The 18,895-nt window shown below is 72.7% G+C and carries 10 protein-coding genes; 9 read left to right on the plus strand and 1 reads right to left on the minus strand.

Going from position 1 to position 18,895, the window contains the following annotated elements:
• The first annotated feature begins 765 nt into the window (after positions 1-765).
• The 6 genes from WME75_RS45075 to WME75_RS45100 all read left to right on the plus strand — a co-directional run bounded on the left by WME75_RS45075 (position 766) and on the right by WME75_RS45100 (position 11,210).
• A complete protein-coding gene (locus tag WME75_RS45075) occupies positions 766-4,710 on the plus strand; it encodes a protein kinase domain-containing protein (protein ID WP_437484457.1) in 3,945 nt (1,314 codons plus the stop codon).
• 331 nt (positions 4,711-5,041) lie between these two features.
• Positions 5,042-6,403 carry a phenylacetate--CoA ligase family protein gene (locus tag WME75_RS45080; protein ID WP_437484459.1) on the plus strand — a complete coding sequence of 454 codons (1,362 nt, stop codon included), beginning with the start codon at positions 5,042-5,044 and terminating at the stop codon, positions 6,401-6,403.
• Positions 6,400-7,587, plus strand: a complete 1,188-nt coding sequence (locus tag WME75_RS45085) for a glycosyltransferase family 4 protein (protein ID WP_437484461.1) — start codon at positions 6,400-6,402, stop codon at positions 7,585-7,587. Before WME75_RS45080 ends, WME75_RS45085 begins: the two co-directional genes overlap by 4 nt.
• A 276-nt stretch (positions 7,588-7,863) precedes the next feature.
• Entirely contained in the window at positions 7,864-8,532 is a 669-nt protein-coding gene (locus WME75_RS45090; protein WP_437484463.1) for a hypothetical protein, read from the plus strand.
• Complete coding sequence (locus WME75_RS45095; RefSeq protein WP_437484464.1) at positions 8,529-9,557, plus strand: hypothetical protein; 1,029 nt, start codon at positions 8,529-8,531, stop codon at positions 9,555-9,557. The genes WME75_RS45090 and WME75_RS45095 overlap by 4 nt, the downstream gene beginning before the upstream one ends.
• A gap of 246 nt (positions 9,558-9,803) precedes the next feature.
• Positions 9,804-11,210 carry a sensor histidine kinase gene (locus WME75_RS45100; RefSeq protein WP_437484466.1) on the plus strand — a complete coding sequence of 469 codons (1,407 nt, stop codon included), beginning with the start codon at positions 9,804-9,806 and terminating at the stop codon, positions 11,208-11,210.
• A gap of 149 nt (positions 11,211-11,359) precedes the next feature.
• Here WME75_RS45100 and WME75_RS45105 read toward each other — a convergent pair whose 3' ends face one another.
• Positions 11,360-12,547 carry a hypothetical protein gene (locus WME75_RS45105; protein WP_437484468.1) on the minus strand — a complete coding sequence of 396 codons (1,188 nt, stop codon included), beginning with the start codon at positions 12,545-12,547 and terminating at the stop codon, positions 11,360-11,362.
• Positions 12,548-12,847: 300 nt separating this feature from the next.
• Here WME75_RS45105 and WME75_RS45110 point away from each other — a divergent pair, with 300 nt between their 5' ends.
• From WME75_RS45110 to WME75_RS45120, 3 genes are all read left to right on the plus strand, one after another.
• A complete protein-coding gene (locus WME75_RS45110; RefSeq protein ID WP_437484470.1) occupies positions 12,848-15,088 on the plus strand; it encodes a substrate-binding domain-containing protein in 2,241 nt (746 codons plus the stop codon).
• Between the two features lie 113 nt (positions 15,089-15,201).
• Complete coding sequence (locus WME75_RS45115) at positions 15,202-17,592, plus strand: substrate-binding domain-containing protein (RefSeq protein WP_437484472.1); 2,391 nt, start codon at positions 15,202-15,204, stop codon at positions 17,590-17,592.
• Between the two features lie 190 nt (positions 17,593-17,782).
• Entirely contained in the window at positions 17,783-18,883 is a 1,101-nt protein-coding gene (locus WME75_RS45120; RefSeq protein WP_437484474.1) for a hypothetical protein, read from the plus strand.
• The last annotated feature ends 12 nt before the right edge of the window (positions 18,884-18,895 follow it).

Genomic DNA, 18,895 nt, shown 5'->3' on the forward strand with positions numbered 1-18,895 from the left:
TTAACGCCAAGGCGCCAAGGCGCAAAGGCGCCAGAAAGAGAGGGGGATTTAACGCCAAGGCGCCAAGGCGCCAAGGCGCCAGAAAGAGAGGGGGGATTTTACGCCAAGGCGCCAAGGCGCAAAGGCGCAAAAAGAGAGAATGGGGACTTGTCAGAGGGCTCGCCGGCCCTGGCAGCGATGATCCCGCCGCATCCACGATGACCGCGGCTATCTCGTCCTCGCCCAACCCATCCCCGTCTTTTTGCGTCTTTGAGCCTTTGCGCCTTTGCGTTGAATCTCTCCTTCACGACCCTCTCAGCGACCCGGCAGCACGCTCCGCGCGAGACCGAGAGACCCCCAGCTCGCGCGACAGACCCCCTCGAGCCGCCCCCGCAACGCCTCGGGGTCGCTGCGCACCCCGAGCCGTGTGCACCGGTGGTCACATAGTGTCATTTCGCAGGGTCTCCTGTAAACGTTCGGGCACACGTAGTGTCATTTCGCAGGGTCTCCTGTAAACGTTCGGACACACGTAGTGTCATTTCGCAGGGTCTCCTGTAAACGTTCGGACACACGTAGTGTCATTTCGGAGCCCCTTCGTCGGAACCTCGGGACACACGGGGTGCCACCCCCCGCAGCCCGGCGGCTGTCCTCCCACCTCCCCACGGCTCCACCGCCCCCCTCTCCCCGCGGGACCCGCGCGGCGAGGCCGCCGGCGCCCCCCGCAGCGCGACCGACCGCCGGGATCTGGCCTCTACGTCCGCCCTCCGTGTGATACTCGCCGTCCCGATGAAACCCGGGGACATCGTCGCCGACCGCTTTCTGATCGAGCGCCTCGCCGGGTCGGGCGGGATGGGCTCCGTCTACCGCGCCCTCGACCGGCTCACAGGCGAGACCGCCGCGCTCAAGGTCATGTCGGGCCGCGGCCTCGAGCACGGCGAACGCTTCGCCCGCGAGGCGCAGGTCCTGGCCGAGCTGCGGCACCCGGGCATCGTCCGGTACATCGCGCAGGGCGCCACCGAGAGCGGCGAGCCGTGGCTCGCGCTGGAGTGGCTCGAGGGCGAGAGCCTCGCCGACCGGCTGCGCCGGCGCGGGCTCACCGTCAGCGAGAGCGTCACCCTCGGCCTCCGGATCGCCGAGGCCCTCGCCGAGGCCCACCGCAACAACATCGTCCACCGCGACCTCAAGCCGAGCAACCTCTACCTCGTCGGCAAGGCCGTCGAACAGGTCAAGCTCCTCGACTTCGGCATCGCTCGCCTCACGTCGCTCGCGCCCCTCACCATGACCGGCGTCGTCATGGGCACGCCGTTCTACATGGCGCCCGAACAGGCGCGCGGCGAGCGCGCCGTCGGGACCCCGGCCGACGTGTTCGCCCTCGGCTGCGTCCTGTTCCACTGCCTCACCGGACGCCCGCCGTTCGTCGGAGACGACATCCACACCGCCCTCCTCCGCGTCGTGCTCGACGAGGCCCCCCGCCTCCGCGACATGCGCGCCGACATCCCCGAGAGCGTCGACGCCGCCGTGGCCCACATGCTCACCAAGGATCCGCACCAGAGGCCCGCGAACGGCGCCGCCGTCGCCCTCGAGCTGCTCCGCGTGGGCGAGATCCAGAGCACCCCCCCGGCGCCCGTGAGCCGGCGCGCGAGCGCGCTCACCACCGGCGAACGGCGGACGCTCTGCCTGATGCTCGCCCGCATGGGCCCGCCGGAAACTCCGTCGTGGCAAGGGCCCACCCTGCCGATGACCCTCCCGATGACCATGACCCTCGCGCGCACCGTCCCGGAGGACGAGGTGAAGCGCGTGGCCGCGCGCTTCGGCGGGACCCTCCAGACCCTCGCCGACGGGCTCCTGCTCATCACGCTCGAGGGGCGCGGCCTCATCACCGACCAGGCGGCGCGCGCGGCGCGGTGCGCGATCGAGGTGCGCGACCTGCTGCCCGGCGTGCAGATGGCCCTCGTCGCAGGCCGCGGCTCCGCGGATGACCGGCTCCCGATGGGGCCCACCATCGACCGCGCCGTGCGGCTGCTCGACCGCGCCGACGGCGGCTCCATCCGCCTCGACGAGGTGATGGCCGGCCTGCTCGACGCGCGCTTCGACGTGGACGGCGACGCGACAGGCCTCGTGCTCCGCGCCGAGCGCGACCTCGTCGAGGCGGCGCGCACGCTGCTCGGGCGGACGACGCCGTTCGTGGGGCGCGACCACGAGCTCGCCATCCTCGACGCCGTGCTCGACGAGTGCGTCTCCGAGCCGACCGCGCGCGCCGTCGTGATCACCGCGCCCGCGGGGCTCGGCAAGAGCCGGCTGCGCTACGAGTTCCTCCGCCGCGTCGAGGAGCGCGAGGAGCGCGTGCAGGTCTGGCTCGGCCACGCCGACCCGATGAGCGCCGGATCGCCGTTCGGGATGCTGCGCCAGATGCTCCGCCGCGAGGCCGGGCTCTCCGGCGGCGAGCCGCAGGAGGTCCAGGAGCAGCGCCTGCGCGCCCGCGTCGGCCGCACCCTCAGCGGCGGCGACCTCGCCCGCGTGACCGAGTTCCTCGGCGAGGTGGCGCGGATCCGCTTCTCCGACGAGGGGCGGGTCGAGCTGCGCGCCGCGCGGAGCGACCCGATGCTCATGGGCGACCAGATCCGCCGCGCCTGGGAGGACTTCGTGCTCGCCGAGTGCCGCGCCGAGCCGGTGCTCCTCGTGCTCGAGGACCTGCAGTGGGGCGACGTGCCCACCGTGAAGCTCATCGACGCGGCGCTCGCCCTCCGGGACCAGCCGCTCATGGTGCTCGCGCTCGCGCGGCCGGAGGTCGAGACCGTCTTCCCGAAGGTGTGGGTCTCGCGCGGCGTGCAGGAGATCCGGCTGCGCGAGATCGGGCGCCGGGGGAGCGAGCGCCTCGTGCGCGAGGTGCTCGGCGACGCCGTGACGCCCGAGCTCTGCGCGCGGCTCTGCGAGCGCGCCGGAGGCAACGCGTTCTACCTGGAAGAGCTCATCCGCGCCGCGGCGTCGGGGCGCACCGAGGCGCTGCCCGAGACCGTGCTGTCCATGGTGCAGGCCCGCCTGGAGTCGCTCGACGTCGAGGCGCGGCGGGTCCTCCGGGCGGCGAGCGTCTTCGGCCAGAAGTTCTGGCGCGGGGGGCTGATGGCGCTGCTCGGCGGCGAGCGCCGGGCCCCGCAGGTGGACGGGTGGCTGGCCGTGCTCGTCGATCGCGAGCTCATCGCGCGGCGGGGCGAGGGGAAGTTCCGGGGCGAGGACGAGTACACGTTCCGGCACGCGCTCGTGCGCGAGGCGGCGTACGTGACGCTGACGGACGGCGACCGCGCGCTCGGCCACCTGCTCGCCGGCGAGTGGCTGGAGGCCGCGGACGAGCGCGACGCGGCGCTCCTGGCCGACCACTTCGAGCGCGGCGGCGACGCCGAGCGGGCGGTCATCTGGTTCCGGCGCGCGGCGGAGCAGGCGCTCGGGGCGAACGACTTCCGCGCCGCCATCCAGCGCGCCGAGCAGGGCGTCGCGAGCGCCGACGCCGACGGGGAGCTCTTCGCGGCGCTGCGCCTCGTCCAGGCCGAGGCGCACAAGTGGCTCGGCGAGGCCGCCGAGGCCGAGCGGTGCGCCGTCATGGCGATGAAGGACTTCCCCAGGAAGAGCGCGCTCTGGTACGCGGCGGCCGCGGAGGCGGCGTCGATGCGCGTGCGCCTCGGCATGGGCGAGCGGCTCGCGGACCTCGTCGAGGAGCTCCGGGACGGCAGGCCGAGCGGCGGGGAGCGCGGCGGCGCGCCGGACCTGCTCGACGAGGCGACCGGCGCCTCGGTGAGCGCGCTGGCGCGCATCGCCGGGTCGCTCCTGCACGGGGGCCAGTACGCCGCGGCCGAGGAGATCGTGCAGGAGCTCGCGCGGGTGGCGATGCCGCTCGCCGAGCGCGACGCGGCGGTGGCCGCGCGCATCCACGCGCTCCGGGCGTCGCGGGCGCTCTGCTACGGCGATCCGGCGGCGTCGCTCGAGTGCACCGAGCAGAGCATCCCGGCGTACCTCCAGACCGGGGACATCAGGAACGCGTGCCTGAGCCGGGTGAACGCGGCGCACTGCCTCGTGCAGCTCGGGGCGTACAGCCGCGCCGAGGCGGAGCTGCGCGACGCGCTCGCCGAGGCGGAGCGGCTGGGGCTCTACAACGTGGCGGCGTTCGCGAAGCAGAACCTGGGGCTGCTCTGGATCCAGCAGGGCGACCTCGGCGCGGCGCGCGCGGTCACGGCCGAGGCGGTGGAGGCGTTCGCGGCCCAGGCGAACCGGCGGCAGGAGGCGCGGTCGCGCGCGTACCTCGCGGCGATCCTGACCCGGCTCGGCCACCTCGAGGCGGCGGACAACGAGGCGGGCGCGGCCGTGGCGATGCTGGCGCACGTGCCGACCCTCCAGGCGCTCGCGCTCTCGGTGCGCGCGCGGGTGCTGCTCGAGCAGGGCCGCGCCCACGAGGCGCTGGAGGCGGCGCGGCGCGGGCTCGGGCTGCTCGTGTCGGTCGGCGGGACCGAGGAGGGCGAGGCGCAGATCCGGCTCGTGTACGCCGAGTCGCTCCGGGCCTCCGGCCACGACGAGGCGGCGCGCGAGGCGATCGCGGTGGCGATGCAGCGGCTCGTCGCGCGGGCGCAGCGGATCCTCGACCCGGCGCGGCGGCAGAGCTTCTGCCAGGCCGTGCCGGAGAACGCCAAGACGTTCGCGCTGGCGGCGCTCTGGCAGCAAGAGGTGGAGCCTACCTTGCAATGAACTGAAGGCGACGGAAGGCGATTGAAGGGGAGTGAGGGCGACTGAAGGGGAGTGAAGGCGACCGAAGGCGAAGGCGCCGAGTCGCGGCCCGCGCGCGGCGCCGCGGCACGACGAGCTCGCTCGTGCGCCTCGCGCGGTGGCCGGACGGAGCGCCGTGCGCAGCGGTCGTGTCCGCTGGCCGCCTGCGCTGGAACCGACCTGATGTGGAGTCCCTTCACGACACCTCCGTTGCCGCCCGCGGGCGCGCGCACGACGGCGACGGCGTCCCGGCCGCCGCAGCTTGACTGTTTGTCGTAGGTCCGAAAGAATCATCAGTCGGGTTATGTATTCAATGCTCTTCCGGAATGTGCTCTTTCCTTTTTACGAGACGAAACTCCGAAGGAGGGCGACGCTGACGTATTTCGAGGAGCTGCAGCGGTCCCAGTGGCGGCCGGAGAGCGAGCTGCGCGAGCTCAACTGGCGGAAGATGCTGGCGACCCTCCGCTTCGCCGAGCAGAACGTGCCCTTTTACCGGCGCCGCTTCGCCGAGCACGGGGTGCGGGTCAAGGACGTCCATGCGCCGGGCGATCTCTTGCGCTTTCCGGTCCTGACCAAGGCGGATCTCCGCGCGCACGGCGACGAGCTCATCGCCGACGGGTGGAACGGCAAGCTCTTCAGGAGCGGTACGGGCGGATCGACCGGGGAGCCGGCGCGGTTCTTTTACGATCACACGACCTACGAGTGTCGTCAGGCCGCCGCCCTGCGCGCCGACGCGTGGGCCGGCGGTCGGATCGGGGACAAGGAGCTGTACATCTGGGGTATTCCGACCCACGAGCCCCGCTGGAAGAAGGTGAAGCGCACGCTGCACGAGGCGTTCCTCCGGAAGAAGACGGTCAGCGCGTGGAACCTGGCGGAGGCGCGGCTCTCGGGCGTCGTGGACGAGATCCTCCGCTACCAGCCCAACCTCGTTGTCGGGTACACGAGCCCGCTCTATTACACGGCGCGCTACGCGCTCGAGACGGGGCGCAGGCTGCCCACGCCGAAGGGGATCATCGCGACGGCGGAGCGGCTCTTCCCTCACCAGCGCGAGGTCATCGAGAAGGCGTTCCAGGCGCCGGTCTACGATCGCTACGGCTGCAGGGAGATGATGCTGATCGGCGCGGAGTGCGAGCGCCGCGAGGGCAAGCACCTCAACATCGAGAACATCTTCCTCGAGATCCAGTGCGGCGATCGGCTCGCGCGGCCCGGCGAGCCGGGCGAGGTGATCCTGACCGACCTCCTGTGCCGGTCGATGCCGCTCATCCGCTACAAGAACGAGGACGTGGTGATCGCGGCGGACAGGTCCTGCTCGTGCGGTCGCGGGCTGCCGCTGCTCGCCTCGGTCGAGGGGCGGGTGCTCGACATGATCGTCGGGCCGGACGGCCAGCTCCTGTCGGCCGTGTTCTTCCCCTACTTCTTCAAGGACAACCCGACGGTGGAGCGGTATCAGGTCCACCAGGACAAGTCGCGGGCGATCACGATCCGGATCGTCCCCGGCGAGAGCTACCGGGCGGAGACGTCGGAGGCGATCCGGCGCGATCTGCGCCAGTTCCTGGGCGAGCGGGCGGACATCCGGGTCCTGCTCGTCGACGAGATCCCGGTCACCTCGGGCGGGAAGTTCCGCTTCACCGTGTCCGAGGTGCCGATCGAGTTCGGCAGCGGGGCCGCGGCGTGAACGGTGCGCCCGAGGTCCGGCCGGCGCGGGGCGTGGGGCCGCGCGCCGCGCCGGGTCAGCCCGCGAAGGTCGCCCACGTCGTGCTGTCGCTCAACGTGGGCGGGCTCGAGCGGGTGGTGCTGCGGCTGCTCGAGCGGACGGCGCGCGACCGGTTCGCGCCGGTCGTGTGCGCGCTCCACGAGCCCGGCGCGCTGGCCGAGGAGCTCGCGCGGCTCGGCGTGCCGCTCGTGGTGCTCGCGCGCAGGCCGGGCCTCGACCCGGGGCTGCCGGTGCGGCTGTCGGCGTGGCTGCGGCGCGAGGGGATCCGGCTCGTCCACACGCACAACCCGGGGCCGCACCTCTACGGCGCGCTGGCGGCGGGGCTGGCGCGGGCCGCGCGCTTGCCGGGCGGCGGCGGGCCGCGGGTCATCCACACGAAGCACGGGCGCAACTACCCGAAGCAGAGGCGGAAGGTGCTGGTCAACCGGCTGGCCGCGGCGCTGACGGACCGGGTGGTGGCGGTGAGCGACGACGCCCGCGCTGTCGCGCTCGAGGTGGAGCGGGTCGATCCGGCGAAGGTGGTGACGATCCTGAACGGCGTGGACACGGACGTGTTCCGGCCGGGCGACGCGGGCGCGGCGCGGGCGCGGCTCGGGGTGCCGGCGTCGGGCTACCACGTGGGGTGCGTCGCGCGGCTGTCGCCCGAGAAGGACCACGCGACGCTGCTCGCGGCGTTCGCGCGGCTCCGCGAGGTGCGGCCGGACGCGCACCTCTCGCTGATCGGCGACGGCCCGCTGCGGCCGGCGCTCGAGCAGCAGGCGGCGCGGCTCGGGCTCGGCGGCGCGGTCACGTTCACGGGGACGCGCGGCGACGTGGCGGAGCTGCTGCCGGCCTTCGACGTGTTCGCGCTCGCGTCGCTGACCGAGGGGATCTCGCTGACGCTGATCGAGGCGGCGGCGGCGGGGGTGCCGATCGTCGCGACGCGGGTGGGGGGCAACCCGGAGATCCTCGAGGAGGGCGAGACGGGGCTGCTCGTGGCGCCGGGCGCGCCGGAGACGCTGGCGGCGGCGCTCGAGGCGGTCGCGGTGCGGCAAGACCGCGCCGCGATGGGGATGCGCGGGCGGGCGCGGGTGGTCGAGCGGTTCGGGGTGGACCGGATGGTCCGCGCGTACGAGGACCTCTATGACGAGGTGCTCGGGGGGTAACTTCCGCAGCGCACGACATCGGACGTCGGCTCCGCTGGCGAGCGCCCGGGGGCCGGTTTCGTCGCAGCGGCAAGCCGTCGCTGGTGGTGCTGTGTGACGGATCGTCGTTGCGCCTGGTGATTTCCGTCGTCGCCGCAGGTGCGGGAGCCACGCGGGTCGACGTTGCGGATGCCATGTTCACAGGATGTCTTGTCGCTGGTGCTCCACAGTCTGCGGGACGTCTTGTCCGGCGACACGGCGCGATGGTAGCGTCCGTCACGCTGAGGGGGGAAGCTCATGAAACCGCTGCGGCTCGCCGTGCTCGTTCCGCTCGTCGTCGGCTGCTCGATCCTGGACCCCGGAGATCGCGATGAGCTGAGACACCAGATCGCGTCGATGCCGTCCCCTGAGGCAGAGGCGTACAAGAAATGGTACATGAATTGGAGGGCACAGAGATGGTTGGCGGGCAAGGACCCCAACGACGAGGTGGGCAAGGTAGTGTGCCGCGACAACGAGGGCGGGCTATGGAGCGGCTGGTACGGCCGCCCGAATAAGTTCTTGACCGTCGAGGATGTGGTCAACTGCCTCGTCAAAAAGGCCGACTCGCCGACATATCTCGTTTGCGCCGAAGAATTTGCGTCGTGGGTCGTCCCTGACGCGAAGAAAGAGATCGAGAAGCTGCTACCGAAGTTCACCGACGTCGAGTGCAAGTATGTGTGGGATTTTCGATACGAGCCCGAGAAGGTGGATCCGAAGATAGTCGATCCAGACGCGGTCACGCCAGATGACGTGATCGAAGCCATGATCACCCTCCCGGGGCCGCCTCCGGGATGGGCTCTTCCTCGGTTCGCGCCGCTCCTCTGCCCGCTCGGCGCAGGGCCGGACTGGGGATGCCCACCCAGACCATCCGACTCGATCCCCACGGGCGGAGAGCCCGCAGACCCTACGGGCGGGGACCACCAATGAAGCCTCGATTGTGCGAGCGCGAGCTGTTCGCGGGGTACGGTCTGTTCATCACCAAGGAGCCACGAGAGTGGAAGTCGCGTCTCGAGGAGCTGGGCAAGCTGTGCGGCGAAGCGTGGCGAGACGGCCTGCCGGACGAGGACCGCGCGTGGGCAGAGGCGCATCGCAAAGAATTCAGGCAATGGATCGACGGCAGGCCCGCTCCCTCGTGGCCCATGCTGCTCGCCGCCGTCAAGCGAGTATATCTCGCCTCCCGCAAGTCTCTCCAGCGCGAGCCCACCAGCGAGGCCGAGCTGCTGGCGCGCCTCGACCGGAGCTCTCTCTGGAAGATGTTGACGGCCGCGGATGTGGCCCAGGGGAACGGCCCCGAGGCGCTTCGCGCCTTCCAGCGGGGCTTCCGGCTGGGACACAGCGAGAGACCCTGCTCCACGAAGAGGAACATCCCCCGGATGGTGGATCCTCCCTATCATTGGTACCGTCAGCAGGCGGACGCGAACTTGCCGGGACCGAGCGCAGCACGCGAGCGAGCCCTCGTGGCCGCGTGGCGCGCGAGCGGCGCGAGTCGCAAGGACGTGGATGCGAGCGAGCAGGCCCTGCGCGAGCTCCATGCGAGCGCCTGGCGAGAGGACGTGCCCGAGGAGGACCGCGCGTGGGCCGAGGCATACCGCGAGACGTGCGCGTACTGGGTCACCGTCCATCGGCGCGACGCGGTGGCGCAGAGCGCCTATGAGGCCTATCTCCAGAGCAGCGACGGAATCCTTGACGGGGCGCCCGCTCCACCCTGGCCGAAGCCGTACGACGACGATGCGAGGCCATGGCTGGTCTTCGCGGAGCGCGTCGAGGACGCGCCCGAGGACGAGGGCGAGCTCGCGACGGCCGAGGCGGCCGCGCGCGAGTACTGGGACGCGCGCTGGCGGGAGGTCCCCCCGTGGGACGGCGACCCGGCCCAGGTCCACTGGCTCGCGGCGGTCCGCGCCGCGCGGAAGACGTGGGCGGCGATGGCCGACCACCTCCCGAGGCCCTGGTAGCTTTACCCAGGACGCCCGTCGTCACGGCGGCGGCTGGTCGTCCCAGGAAGACAAGGACGGCGACCAGAGCGGTTGCGCTTTTATCATCGCCCGACACGAGCCCAGGGAACATCCGCCGATGCAGCGCGGGCGATCCGCCGTGGCACCGGCGCTCTTCCCCCGTTTGCGCTCGGGCGGACGGCGGAACAGCATCCCGGCATGGAGACGCGACGGCGGAAGGCCCCGGGGAGGTCGAAGTCTTCTCTTATGCTCGAGCGGCTGCCGTCTATCCTGCTGTCGCTATTTGTCGCGTTCTTCGTCGCTATCGCGAGCTTCGTGATCTCGGCCGGCTACGCAGAGCACCGAGCCGCCGAGATCGACGCGGCGGCCATGAGCTTGGCGGAGAACGCCACGCCGAGCATCATGCTCCTGGCGACCGCGCGCGCCGAGCTGAGGCATACCCAGGCGCTCCTGAGCGACCTCATCAAAGACGTCGCGCTGGGCCGCCCGCTCGATCGCCACGAGCTCGACGAGGCGCGTGACAATCTATCCCGGAGCCTCGACGCCTACCTCGGCATGCCCGTCTATCCGGGAGAGCTCAAGCAGTGGCAGACCGTCGCTCAGGAGCTCCGCAAGCTCGATCTGGACGCCGACCGGGCCCTCTTGCTGCTGGCGAACGGCCATAGGAACGAGGCCAACAAGCTCGTGGACGACACGCTGCGAGCGGACTTCGACGCGACGAGCGAGGCCGTGATGGCGAGCATCGAGCTCAACGCGAAGCATGCACGTCGTCTGGCGATCGAGATCGCAGCCAACCGCGTTCGCTCTCGTCGGATCGCGCTCGTGCTCAACACGGCGAGCGTGACGTTCGCGCTGCTGGCCTGCGCGGCGGCCGCCGTGCAGATCCGTCGCCATGTGAAGCTGCTCTGGCGGCAGGGCGTGCTCCTGGAGCGTCGAGCGGATGAGCTCGAGCAATTCGCCGGCCGGGTCGCGCACGACGTGCTCAGCCCCCTCGGATCGGTCGCGCTCTCGCTGGACCTCGCCTTGCGGCGGTGCGGCGAGGGAGATCCGGCACGAAAGGCGCTCGAACGGGGCCGGCACGCCATCGCGCGTGTCAAGCGCACGACCGACGGGCTCCTGGAGTTCGCTCGTGCGGGCGCGAGGCCGGAGCCGGGCGCGCGCGCCGAGGTGCGCCCCGTCATCGACGATCTCATGGTCGAGCTCGTCCATGTCGCGGAGGAGCTCGGCGCGGAGCTCTGCGTCGAGCCCTTCGCCCCGTGCGCGGTGGCGGCGAGCCCCGGCGTGCTGACCAGCATCCTCGCCAACCTGATCCGCAACGCGCTCAAGTACCTCGGCGATTCGGCGGTCTGTCGCGTCGTGATCCGGGTGCTCGACGAGAGAGACGTCGTGCGGATCGAGGTGGAGGACACGGGGCCCGGCGTCGCGCCGGCCCTCGAGCAGATGGTGTTCGAGCCTCACGTCCGAGCGCAAGGCGCCCGAGTGCCGGGTCTGGGCCTGGGCCTCGCCACCGTCAGACGCCTGACCGAGGCGCACGGCGGCCGCGTGGGGCTCCGCACGGTCGTGGGCCAGGGGAGCCTCTTTTGGTTCGAGCTGCCCAGCGCGAGCACCGAGGCAACGCGCGCGTCCGAAATCGGCTCCAGCACCAGCGCGTGAACTCCGGGAGACGACACCCGATGACGAGGCGTGCTCCAACGATATCCGGGCGCTGCGCGGGCTCACGATGCTCGCCCCCCGTTGTGCCAATTCAGGCCCGGTGTGGAAACGCCGAGATGACCAGGATGGCACCGGGGCGGGTCGCTCCACTAGCCGCTCGGATCGAGCACCACCCCCACGGTCCACGTGGCGCCACCCGCCTCGTCCTTCACGGTGATGCGCCCCGTGGCGACGTCGAGATCGAACGCCGGATCGCCGCCGTTCGGGGTCGTGTTCCCGTCGTGGACGCGGACGATCTGGTCCCCCTCCACCGTGCACTCCGAGACCCCGGTCGTGCCCGCGCCGTAGAGCATGCGGCCGGCGCACGCGAGGCGCGTGAGGCACTTGCCGCCTCGCGGGAGCGGCGAGACCTGCAGCGCGCACCTCGCGCCCACCTTCACCGGGCTCGGTCCCGTGGACTCGGCGACGAACGCGGAGCGGCGCAGCGCCCTCCGGGTGGCGTCGAGGAGCGGCTCCCCCGCGACGGGCGGGCTCTGGTACGCCAGCATGAGCTCGACGCGGTACGCGGGCGCCGAGTCGCGCCAGACGGCGCCGGCCTTGCGGGTGCTGTCGAGCGAGACCTCGGCCCGCTCCCCGGCGCGCGAGCCCTTGTCCTCGTACGAGAGGACATAAACATGGGTGCCAGGCTCCGCGCCGGACTCCTCCTCCACGCCGCTGCTGAACATCGACATGCCGTTGAGCGGATCGCGCGATCGATAGATCGGCTTCCCGCCGCACACGACCTCGAGCGAGGGCACGCGGATGTCGTCGCCCGAGCTCGTGAGCTCCGCCTCGACGGTGCACGGCGCGCCGGCCGCGAGGGGGAGCCCCGTGGCGCGCGTGACGGCCGCTTTCCATGTCGCGGTCGCGCGCCGCAACGGCTTCTCGGGGGCCGGCGCGGCCGGCTCCGGCGGCGCCGGCGCGGGCTCGGGCGAAGGCGGCACGGGGGCAGGCTCGGCCGGCACGGCGGGGACCGGCCCCGGAACGTCGACGATCGCGTCGGACGCCGGCCGCATCAGCGCATAGGCGGCGACCATGGCGCAGAGCCCCAGGCCCGCGAACAACGCGAGGATCGGCACGGCCAGCGAGCGCCTCGGCCCGCCGCGCACCGCGTCGAGCTCGCGGCCGAGCTGGTCGAGCACGCGACGGGCCTCCGCCATCTGCCGCTCGATCTGCTCGACGCGCGCCGCCCGATCGTCGTCCCGGTGGTCCTCGAGCTCCTTTTTGGCCGCCGCGAGCTGCTCCTCGAGGCTGTCGACGCGTCCGCGCAGCGCGTCCCGTTCGTCGCGGTACTGCATCGCACCACGATAGCACCCGGGCAGCTCGCCCGATGCGCGGGCCGCCGGAGCGCCTCGCGCCCGCGCCGCGGGGGACGCGCGCCCGCGCCGCGGGGGACGCGCGCCCGCGCCGCGGCGGGCGGGGCGCCGGGGCGCCGGCGGCGCGTGGGCTCGCGGTGTCCGCGGTCTGACGGTTCGCTCCGGATTCAGCGGCAGAACACCAGAGTTCTCGCCCGGGGGGCCGGCGCAGCGTGTACGCTGTGGGGGTCCACAGAAGTCTTGGGGAGGGCGACCAGGTCGTGGAGCAGGAGGCCGTCGGAAATGGGTCAGGGTCGCCAGGGCAGGGGGGTGCCGTTGCCGGAGCAGTGGGGCGAGCTGCCCGGCGCCGCGGGGCGGCAGGCCAGCGGAAAGGCCGGCGCCCCCGGCCCCGAGGCGCGCCAGGCCGAGAGCCCGCGCGGGGCGGCCAGCCCCCGCACCATCGGCGTCGTCGCCCCCTTCCTCTCCGGCGCGTTCTGGGGCCCTGTCATGATAGGCATCCATGCGTCGGCCCAGCAGCGCGGGTTTCGCACGCTGGTGCTGCGCGGCACGCCGTCCGAGGTCCAGGCGCCCTCGCTCGCCAGGGAGCAGGTGGACGGGTGGATCGTCATCATCGAGTACGGGGGCCTCGAGGCGCTCGCGCGCGCGGGGGTCCCGTTCATCACCCTCGGCGCCCGCCCAGACGACATCGCCTGTCCTGCCGTGCTCCCGGACAACCACGGCGGCGTCCGGAGCGCGGTGCTCCACCTGATCGAGCACGGGCACCGGCGTATCGCGTTCGTCGGCCACTTCGACGCGTACGACGTGCGCGAGCGCCGCGACGCCTACAAGGACGCGCTCGCCGAGGCGGGGATCCCCCTGGATCCCGATCTGGTCATCCCGTGCGATAACAACATGTACAGCGGAGGCCGGGCCGCCGCGCCGGCGCTGCTCGCGCAGCTGCCCGCGTGCACGGCGGCGGTCTTCGGGACCGACAAGAACGCGCTCGGGATGATGCCCGAGCTCAAGGCCGCCGGCGTCCGCCTCCCCGAGGATTTCGCGATCATCGGCTTCGACGACGTCGTGGAGGCGCAGAGCGCCGACCCGCCGCTGACCACCGTGCGCCAGCGGTTCGAGATGATGGGGAGCGCCGCGTGCGATCTCATGGCGTCGATGATCGACGGCGAGCCCTTCCCGGCCGAGGGCGTGCGCACGGCGAACGCGCTGATCCTGCGGAGCTCGTGCGGATGCAACGTGATCCAGAACTTCCTCGACGCGGAGGACGCGGCGCCCGAGGAGGACGCCGGCAGGGTCGTGGCCCGGCAGATGGTCGAGCTGCTGATGCTGCCCCGGCCGCTCCCGCTCGAGCTGCCGCCGGCGGCGGTATGGCCGGCGGTCACGCGGGTGGTCGACATGTATTTCTCGGTGCTCCGCGGCGCCGCGCCGGCGCCGGCCGCCGAGCTGGAGCGGGCCTATCGGCAGGCCGTCGACATCACGCCCGATGTGGGGGCGCTGCTGGCGACGGCGCGACTGCTGGGCCAGCTCCCCGAGCGGCGCCGCGCGCCCCTGGACGCGGCGGCCAGGCGGCGGGTGGACGACTTCCTGGAGCTCGCGCGCCTCGCGATCGCGCGGGCCCGGCTCGAGGCCGAGACCCGGTATCTCCACCAGCTCGGGGTGCTCGCGAGGACGAATTACGAGGTGAGCTTTGCCCTGCTCGGCGGCACCGAGCAGGAATACAGGTCGCTTTCGTGGCTCGAGACGACCACGGTGGTCTGGGGCTGCCTCGCTCTGTGGGAGGACCCGGCGGCGCGCTCGGACCTCGTCGTCGCCGGCGCCTACAGCCGCGACGGCAGCCCGGTCCCCCCGGACGGCAGCCGCTGCCGGCTGGAGGCGTTTCCGCCGGCGGAGATGCTGCCGCCGTCGGCCAACGACGGCACGCACATGGTGATGCTGCTGCCGATACGCTCCGCCCGGCGCGACTGGGGGATCCTCGCGCTCGTCGGCTCGACCATCGTCGCGATGACCGGGGACGAGGGCACGGTGGCGATCTGGGGGACGCTGCTCGGGGCGGCGCTGGAGCGCGACGCGCTGCTCGAATCGCTGTCGGCGCAGCACGCGGATCTGCAGAAGGCGTACGGGATCGAGCGCGCGCTGTCGGAGACGGTGCGGGAGCTGGGCTGTCCGGTCATCCCGCTGCTGCCCGGCGTGCTGCTCGTGCCGCTGGTCGGGATGATCGACGGCGACCGCGCCCGGCAGGTGCTCGAGAAGGTGTCCGAGGGGGTGAGCCGACACGGGGCGTCCTGCGTGCTGCTCGACCTGACGGGCGTCCCGTTCGTCGATGCCCAGGTCGCCGATACGCTGGGCATGATCACCCGGGCGGCCGCGCTGCTCGGGGCGCGGGTCTATCTGGTCGGTGTGCGCCCCGACATCGCGATGAGCCTCGTCGACGTCGACCTCGGCGCGCTGGCCACGTTCTCGTCGCTGTCAGCGGCGCTCCGCGAGCTGGCGCCGGCGGGCGCGCGCAAGGCGAGGCGGGGCGCGCGTTAAGAACCTCGTCGCGTTCCACATCGCGCTCTCGAGATCGGCTAGGGATCGATCGGGCCTCCGGACGAGGAGGCTCGGCTGGACGCGGACAAGCACGTCCGGGAGGGAGCACGAGGATGGGTCAGGGGGGCCGGGATAGCGGCATCGTGGTGCCGGAGCAGTGGGGCGAGCGTCCCGGCGCCCAGGGACGAGGGGCCGGCTCCTCGCTGCCTCCGGCGCGGCGCACCGACGTCCCGGGGCCGGGGGAGGGTCAGGGACGAGGGGCCGGCTCCTCGCTGCCTCCGGCGCGGCGCACCGACGCCCCGGGGCCGGGGGAGGGCCCGGGACGAGGGGCCGGCTCCTCGCTGCCTCCGGCGCGGCGCACCGACGCCCCGCCGCTCCTCGGCACGCTGGTCGGCACGGCGCACCGCCCTCGCACGGTCGGCGTCATCTCCCCCTTTCTCGACGGCACATTCTGGAGCCCTGTCCTCCAGGGCATCCATGCGTCGGCCCAGCAGCGCGGGTTCCGCACGCTGGTGCTGCGCGGCACGCCGTTCGAGGTCCATGCGCCGTCGCTCGCCGGGGAGCAGGTGGACGGGTGGATGGTCCTGATCGAGCTGCACGGCCTCGAGGCGCTCGCGCGCGCGGGGGTCCCGTTCATCACCGTCGGCACCCGCGCCGCCGAGGTCGCCTGTCCTGCCGTGCTCCCGGACAACCGCAGCGGCATGCGGAGCGCGGTGCGCCACCTGATCGAGCACGGGCACCGGCGCATCGCGTTCGTCGGCCACTTCGACGCGTACGACGTGCGCGAGCGCTTCGCGTCCTACAAGGACACGCTCGCCGAGGCGGGGATCCCGTTCGATCCCGGGCTGGTCATCCGGAGCGACAACAACTGGTACAGCGGCGGCCAGGGCGCCGCGCCGGCGCTGCTCGCGCAGCTGCCCGCGTGCACGGCGGCGGTCTTCGGGACCGACAAGAACGCGCTCGGGATGATGCCCCTGCTGAAGGCGGCGGGCGTCCGCATCCCCGAGGATCTCGCGATCGTCGGCTTCGACGACGTCGTGGAGGCGGAGGGCGTCGATCCGCCGCTGACCACCGTGCGCCAGCGGTTCGAGATGATGGGGAGCGCCGCGTGCGATCTCATGGCGTCGATGATCGACGGCGAGCCCTTTCCGCCGGCGGGCGTGCACACGGCGAACGTGCTCGTCGTGCGGAGCTCGTGCGGGTGCAACACGGTCCAGGAGTTCCTCGACGCGGACGGCGCGGCGCCCGAGGAGGACGCCGGCGTCCTCGCCCGGCGGATGGTCGAGCTCTTGCTCCTGCCCCGGTCGCTCCCGCCCGGCACCCCGCCCACCGACGTATGGCCGGCGGTCACGTCGGTGATCGACGGCTATTTCGCGGCGCTCCGGGGCGCCGCGCTGCCCTCGGCGGCCGAGCTCGCGTGTGCCTGCCGGCAGGCGGTCGGCATCACGCCCGATGTGGGCACCTTGCTGGCGGCGGTCCGCCTGCTGGGCCAGCTCCACGAGCGGCGCGGCGCGCCCCTGGACGCGGCGGCCAGGCGGCGGGTGGAGGCGTTCCTGGAGCTCGCGCGCCTCGCGATCGCGCGGGCCCGGATCGAGGCCGAGACGCAGTACGTCCAGCAGCTCGGGGTGCTCGCGAGGACCAACCACGACGTGAGCTTTGCCCTGCTCGGCGGCACCCAGCAGGCGTCGCGGTCGCTGTCGTGGCTCGAGACGACCACGGCGGTCTGGAGCTGCCTCGCCCTGTGGGAGGACCCGGCGGCGCGCACGGACCTCGTCGTCGCCGGCGCCTACAGCCGCGACGGCAGCCCGACCCCGTCGATCGGCAGCCGCTGCCGGCTGGAGGCGTTTCCGCCGGCGGAGATGCTGCCGCCGTCGGCCAACGACGGCACGCACACGGTGCTGCTGCTGCCGATTCGCTCCGCCCGGCGCGACTGGGGGATCCTTGTGCTCATCGGCCCGACCCCCGTCGACATGGCCGGGGACGAGGGCACGGTGGCGATCTGGGGGACGCTGCTCGGGGCGGCGCTGGAGCGCGACGCGCTGCTCGAATCGCTGTCGGCGCAGCACGCGGATCTGCAGAAGGCGTACGGGATCGAGCGCGCGCTGTCGGAGACGGTGCGGGAGCTGGGCTGTCCGCTCATCCCGCTGCTGCCCGGCGTGCTGCTCGTGCCGCTGATCGGGATGATCGACGGCGACCGCGCGCGGCAGGTGCTCGAGAAGGTGTCCGAGGGGGTGAGCCGGCACAGGGCGTTCTGCGTGCTGCTCGACCTGACGGGCGTCCCGTTCGTGGATGCCCAGGTCGCGGATACGCTGGGCATGACAAGCCGGGCGGCCGCGCTGCTCGGGGCGCGGGTCTATCTTGTCGGCGTGCGGCCCGAGATCGCGATGAGCCTCGTCGGCGTCGACCTCGGCGTTCTGGCCACGTTCTCGTCGCTGTCGGCGGCGCTCCGCGAGCTGGCGCCGGCGGGGAGGCGCGCGCGCAAGGCGAAGCGGGGCGCGCGGTAGGGCTTCCTCGCGTTCGGTCGTGCTCCCATTTGCCCGGAGAGAGTTCCCAGGAAGGCGGGAAGGTGGGAAGGCGGGAAGATCATTAGGGTTTTCTTCCCGCCTTCATGGGAATCACTCCGGGGCAAGTCAGGCGCCCCCGCGCGGCGAGGCGCCTTGACGTGCCGCGACGCGGCTGGCGTAGAATCGGCCGATGCTCGCCGTGCACTGCCCGCGCTGCGGGCGCCCCGCGCCGGTGTCGCTCGCCAGCCCGGATCTCATGGCGTGCGCCGCGTGCCCCTACCGCGGCCCGCCGCCCGGGGAGGCGGCGCAGGGCCTGCGCGCCGCGGCGCACGTCGTCTTCCAGACCGATGTTCGCCGGCGCCAGCTCTCGGACGCGCTGCGGCGGATGCTTGTCACGGCGTCGCAACGGCACGCGCGGCTCCTCGTTGTGTTCGCGCTCGCGTCGGTGCCGATCACGGCGTTTGCGGCGCTCCTGCTGCTGGGGCTCTGGGTCAGCCCCGACACCGAGGGGAACCTCGTGACCGGCGGCATGGTGGTGGCGTCGTGGCTCGGCACGGTCGGGGCGGGCGCGGCGGTGCTCGTGCTCATGCGCCGCAGGCAGGGGCGGATCGAGGAGGCGTGCGCGGCGCGTCCGCCGGCGGTCCCGGGCGAGCCGGCGGCGTGCCACGTGTGCGGCGCGCCGCTCGGCGGGGGCGACGGCGCGATCGCGCGCTGCGGCTTCTGCGCCGCCGACAACCTCGTCGCGCCGGCCGTCCTCGAGCGCGTGCGCGCGCGGCAGGTCGTGATCCTGCAATCGTTCGAGCAGGCCGTGAGCGCCGAGCTCGCCTCGTTCGGCCGGGCGACGTCCGGCGCCGCCGCGGCGGTCGTGGCGACCGCGCTCGTCGTCCCGGTCGCCGCGTTCGTCCTCGCCGTCGCCGCCGTCCTTGTGGGCGAATCGCGGCGGCTGCCGATCGACGCCACCGTGCGCTACGTCGTCGTCAGCACGTCGGTGGGGCAGTGTGTCGGGAAAATTGTATCAAAAACGGAGGGTGGTACGGCGGTGCGGTTCGGGGGATTCCGGCGCGCGGAGCTGCCCGAGGAGCAGGCGATCGCGCCGGGGGCGCCGGTCGAGGCCGTGTCGCCGGGGTCTCTCGTTGGCCGCTTCGTGACGGCGAAGAACGGGGCGGGGGTCGTCGAGGAGGTGTTCTCGTCGCCGCTCACGGGCAACACCGCCGAGGTCCAGCGCGAGGACGGGACCTCGTTCACGAGCAGCGTCGCCGGGCTTTGCCTGAGCGGCGTGCTGCCGAGGTAGTGTCGCCGGGCT

The sequence above is a fragment of the Sorangium sp. So ce1014 genome (assembly GCF_051521505.1).
In the GTDB taxonomy this organism is placed as follows: Bacteria; Myxococcota_A; Polyangia; order Polyangiales; family Polyangiaceae; genus Sorangium.